6 protein-coding genes are annotated in these 4,548 nt (G+C 59.3%); 4 read left to right on the top strand and 2 right to left on the bottom strand.

Features of this window, described 5'->3' with window-relative positions; all coding sequences use genetic code 11:
* Window positions 1-146: 146 nt before the first annotated feature.
* The gene (locus PMI30_RS24080) at window positions 147-812 is read left to right on the top strand and encodes a M24 family metallopeptidase (protein WP_008006864.1); all 666 of its coding nucleotides are present in this window, start codon (window positions 147-149) and stop codon (window positions 810-812) included.
* Window positions 813-825: 13 nt separating this feature from the next.
* Window positions 826-1,179 (top strand): gamma-glutamylcyclotransferase family protein, encoded by a 354-nt coding sequence (locus tag PMI30_RS24085; RefSeq protein WP_008006862.1) that lies wholly within the window; start codon window positions 826-828, stop codon window positions 1,177-1,179.
* A gap of 68 nt (window positions 1,180-1,247) precedes the next feature.
* Here PMI30_RS24085 and PMI30_RS24090 read toward each other — a convergent pair whose 3' ends face one another.
* Complete coding sequence (locus PMI30_RS24090) at window positions 1,248-1,511, bottom strand: hypothetical protein (RefSeq protein WP_008006860.1); 264 nt, start codon at window positions 1,509-1,511, stop codon at window positions 1,248-1,250.
* Window positions 1,501-2,292, bottom strand: a complete 792-nt coding sequence (locus PMI30_RS24095; RefSeq protein ID WP_008006858.1) for an MlaA family lipoprotein — start codon at window positions 2,290-2,292, stop codon at window positions 1,501-1,503. Before PMI30_RS24095 ends, PMI30_RS24090 begins: the two co-directional genes overlap by 11 nt.
* A 166-nt stretch (window positions 2,293-2,458) precedes the next feature.
* Between PMI30_RS24095 and PMI30_RS24100 the strand changes: the two genes are divergently transcribed.
* Both PMI30_RS24100 and PMI30_RS24105 read left to right on the top strand, forming a co-directional pair.
* A complete protein-coding gene (locus PMI30_RS24100) occupies window positions 2,459-3,169 on the top strand; it encodes a response regulator (protein WP_008006856.1) in 711 nt (236 codons plus the stop codon).
* Window positions 3,166-4,527 carry a sensor histidine kinase gene (locus PMI30_RS24105; protein WP_008006854.1) on the top strand — a complete coding sequence of 454 codons (1,362 nt, stop codon included), beginning with the start codon at window positions 3,166-3,168 and terminating at the stop codon, window positions 4,525-4,527. Before PMI30_RS24100 ends, PMI30_RS24105 begins: the two co-directional genes overlap by 4 nt.
* Window positions 4,528-4,548 lie beyond the last annotated feature (21 nt).

The raw sequence follows: 4,548 nt of genomic DNA, 5'->3' as shown, positions 1-4,548 counted from the left end.
GGACCGCTTCCGGCTGTCACAGCCTCGCTCAGGCGTCATGGCGATGAATTGAAGTCAGGGTCATGGCTATATTTTATTATTGAATATCGCAATATATAAAACTATATAGCGCATGAGCCTGTGCTTTCTTATAAAGGGAATGACTGATGACAATGGTCCTGAGCGGCAAAGAGGCAGTAGGCGAGCGTTACACGCTGGAAACGATGCGCCACGCCCAGCAGATGACCTGGAAGGCCATCGAACAGATCGCTCGGGTTATTTCTCCCGGTATGCGCGAGTCTGAAGCCCAGTTGCGAGGCAAGCAGATTTTGTCCGAGCTGGGCATGGATCGAATCTGGCATCCGCTGCTGATCCGTTTTGGCGCCAACACGCTCAAGACGTTCAAACAGAGCTCCGATGGCGATCCTGAACTGAGTGACGAAGATATTTTCTTCATCGACATGGGCGCAGTCTGGCAAGGGCACGAAGGTGATGCCGGGGCGACTTTCACCACGGGTTCCGATCCGGAAATGATCGCCTGTGCCGCGGCCGCCCGGGAGCTTTTCAATCGGGTCGAAGGCTTTTGGCGCAGCGAGCGGGTTTCCGGGATGGAGCTTTACAGCTATGCGGCAAACCAGGCGCAAGCCATGGGGTGGAAGCTCAATCTGGACATCCAAGGCCACAGAGTCAGCGATTTCCCTCATGCGATTCACCGTGGCGGCGACCTCGGGGATTTAGACAAATGCCCGACAACCGGCCTATGGATTCTGGAAATCCAGATCGCCCACCCGGAGCGCCCTTTCGGGGCGTTTTACGAAGATTTGCTTATCTGATCGAGGAAACCTCATGCCTAACCAAACAGAGCAACCGGTTCTGCTGTTCTCCTACGGTACCTTGCAGGATCAGGCAGTTCAGTTGTCCACCTTCGGACGCGAGTTGAAAGGGAATCTGGACAGTCTGCCAGGCTACAAGCAGAACCTGGTCGAGATAACCGATCCGGCGGTGCTGGCCATGAGTGGGAAAACCCATCATCCCATCGTGCAGGAGAGTGGCGACCTGTCGGACGAGATCGCCGGCACTGTTTTCGAAATCACGGCCCAAGAGCTGGTCGCGGCCGACGAATACGAGGTGGCGGACTATAAACGCGTCAGTGTGACCCTCAAGTCCGGCATCAGCGCCTGGGTTTATGTGCGAGCCTGATTGCCAAGGGCTGCAGTAACTGGGATGACGACCGGAAGACTTCCATCCTCCGTATCATCACCCTGAAATCAAGGCAGCGACTGACTGCTCGCTCGCATGACCCCCGCCTCACTATTAGCCACGAGCCAACGAAACAGCTCGGTCACCGACACCGTGTGGCTGCGCTCTATCCAGCGGACCAGCGCCGGGCCGTAGTGTTCGGTGTAGCGGGTGAGCACCAATTGGCGACAGTCCGGTGACAAGCGCAGGGTGATTTCCCGACAGTGCAGAGTGGTCGGGTCATTCCGGATTACCCGTTGCTGCAGAGTCAGGCTATTGCTTTCAGAAACCATCGGTCGGTGCTCCTGTGCATTGAGGAGTTGTGTTGTCTGGCGAGCCTTGTTTGCCTTCGGCCACGTAAGCGGCACGATGCTCGGCGACCACATTGCGCAGTGCACTGTAGTAATCCGGCAGTTTTTGCAGGCTATCGGTCAGCGGTAAGGCTTCTGCCCGGCCATCGACGATGCCGCCGACAGTGCTGATGGTGGACAGCGTCTCCACGGTATCGCTATTGCTGCCGAACGGATTGACCACAAAACCGAGCACGCGCCCGGCGGCGTCGCGACTGTTGGAGGTCCCGAGCAATGGCAACTCGATAATCGGACCGTTGCCGATACCCCACACGCCGAAGGTCTGGCCGAAGTCCGCGTCGTGGCGCGGGATACCGGCCATGCTGGAGACGTCGATCAAACCCACTACCCCTACCGTGGTATTGAGCGCGAAACGTCCCAAGGTATTGACCGAGCGCATAGGGTTGCCTTGCAGCAGGTCATTGATAAAGACCTTGGGCTCGCCAAAGTTCGCCACAAAGTTATGCACGCCGGTCTGGAAAAAGTCCGGCGTGTAGCGGTAGCCGCGCGCGACCGGCGCCAGGGCGTAATCATCAACCACCCGGTTAAACGCGAAGACACCACGATTGAACGGTTCCGCCGGGTCGTACACCGAATAGGCGATGTCGGCACAGGCCACGTCGGTGGTGGTCGGCGGCTGGCTGCTGCAACCCGTCAGCCCTGCGGCCAACACGGCAATTGAGGTGTTGCGGGCCAGCCAGGGAGCACACTTGAAAGGCAACATGGACGCAAGTCTCAGGAGGAATTCGCCGTGATGCTGAGCCCCAAAGCTTGCGCAAAGATGTCTGGTTTATTGCGGTGCTGATGTTTTATTGCAGAGTTGAAATATATGACGAGCGGCCGTGAATGGTTTTAGATGGCGGTTCCATTCGCCCCTTAAGTGACCTTCGGTGAACAGCCTTTTAATTGTGGACGACGACCTTGAAGTCCTCGATCTACTGAAAAAATTCTTCGTGCAGCACGGCTACAGCGTCGAGGTCGCCACAGACGGTACGTCGTTGTGGGCAGCCATAGAGCGCCAGACGCCAGACCTGATCATTCTGGACGTGATGTTGCCGGGCGAAAGCGGGCTGATCCTGTGTCAGCAACTGCGGATTCGACACGCATTACCGGTGATCATGCTGACCGCCATGGGTGAACTCAGTGATCGGGTGGTCGGCCTGGAGCTGGGCGCCGATGATTACCTGACCAAACCCTTCGACGCACGTGAACTGCTGGCCCGAGTGCGCGCCGTGCTGCGTCGCGTGGACGAGCGTCGTCCGGTGTCGCAGGAACGGCCACGGCCGCTGATCGACTTCGCCGACTGGCACCTGGACGTCACCCGCCGTGAACTTCGCTCGCCCGACAACGTGATGATCCCGCTGTCGGCCGGTGAGTTTGACCTGCTGCTGGTCTTCGTCGAACACCCGCAGCGCATTCTCACCCGCGAGCAATTGCTGGACCTGGCGCGAGGGCATTGCCATGAAGCGTTCGATCGCAGCATCGACGTTCAGGTCAGCCGCCTGCGACGCAAACTCGAGTCCGATACCAAGCGCCCGGCAATGATTCGCACCGTGCGCAACGGCGGTTACCTGTTCACCCCCAGCGTGACGCGGCGATGAGCTGGCTGAAACGGGTTCGCGCCCGAGACTGGCCGCAAGATACGGTTGCGCGCTGGATCGCGTTGACGATCATCCTGGCCATGCTCATTTCACTGGCGCTCAACGGGTTGTTTATCCAACTGGCCGGGGTGTGGGCCCGCCCGCCGTTGACCGAAATCGGCCTGCTGGAAAAAGCCGCCGCCATCACTCGCGTCATCGAGGCCGCTCCGGCGCCAATGCGCAACCCATTGGCGCAAGCAGCCAATGAGAACGGCTTTACTGTCACTTGGCATCCTGATAGGCACGATCTCAATCTGCCGACAGTGGACGACCCGAAGTCTGACATCGGCTCGACCATCCTGCAGCCGATGCTCAGAGCCCCTGACCGGCGCATCGAAGCCTATGAGCCGGCCGACTGGACGGAGCACACGGCGGACGCGCATTACGCGCTGCTGATCGAGCTGTCCGACGCATCGTGGCTGATGTTCTCCGCGCCCTCGCGCAGTTGGGGGCTCGACGAAGCGCCACGCTACCTGATCGTCATCCTGCTGGTGCTGATCTCCACCGCCGTGGTCGCACTGATCGCCACCCGACGCCTCGCCACACCTTTGCAGCGCTTCGCCGAAGGCGCTCGGCGCTTCGGCGTGGACTTCCGCGCACCACCGATCGAACCGCTCGGCCCCCACGAAATCCGCCAGGCCATTCTCGCGTTCAACGCCATGCAGGCCCAGTTACAGCACTTCATCCGCGACCGTACGCAAATGCTCGCCGCCATCTCCCACGACCTGCGCGCGCCCTTGACGCGGATGCGCTTGCGTGGCGAATTCATCGAAGACAGCGAGCAACAGCAAAGGCTATTTCGTGACGTGGATGAAATGCAGGCGATGATCAACTCGGCGCTGGAGTTCTTTCGTGATGATGCGCGGCTTGAACCGGCGACCCAGTTTGATCTGGCGGAACTGCTGCAAACGTTGCTTGATGATTATCGGGATCAGGGAGTCGACATTGCCTTCAGCGGGCCGCTGCGGTGGGTGTATTTCGGGCGCCCGTTGGGGCTTAAGCGGGTGATGACCAATCTGCTTGATAACGCGATCAAGTACGGGAGTGAGCCGGGGATTGAACTGATCCCGGGTGCTGGAGAGGTGCGGATCAAGATACTGGATCGTGGGCCGGGTATTGCGGATGCCAGCCTTGAACAAGTGTTCGCACCGTTCTTTCGCATGGAAGGCTCACGAAACAAAAGCACGGGGGGCGTTGGTTTGGGGTTGTCGGCGGCGCGGGCGATTGTGCTGGAACACGGAGGCGAGCTGACACTGCGTAATCGGTCGAAGGGCGGGTTGGAGGCGTTGGTGGTGTTGCCGATGCATCCAGGTTCATAGCTGATCGATCAGCATTTGCTC

The sequence above is a fragment of the Pseudomonas sp. GM50 genome (assembly GCF_000282375.1).
Taxonomy (GTDB): Bacteria; Pseudomonadota; Gammaproteobacteria; order Pseudomonadales; family Pseudomonadaceae; genus Aquipseudomonas.
Note: the sequence above shows the minus strand (reverse complement) of the source record. Positions and strands in the feature narration are given on the sequence as shown.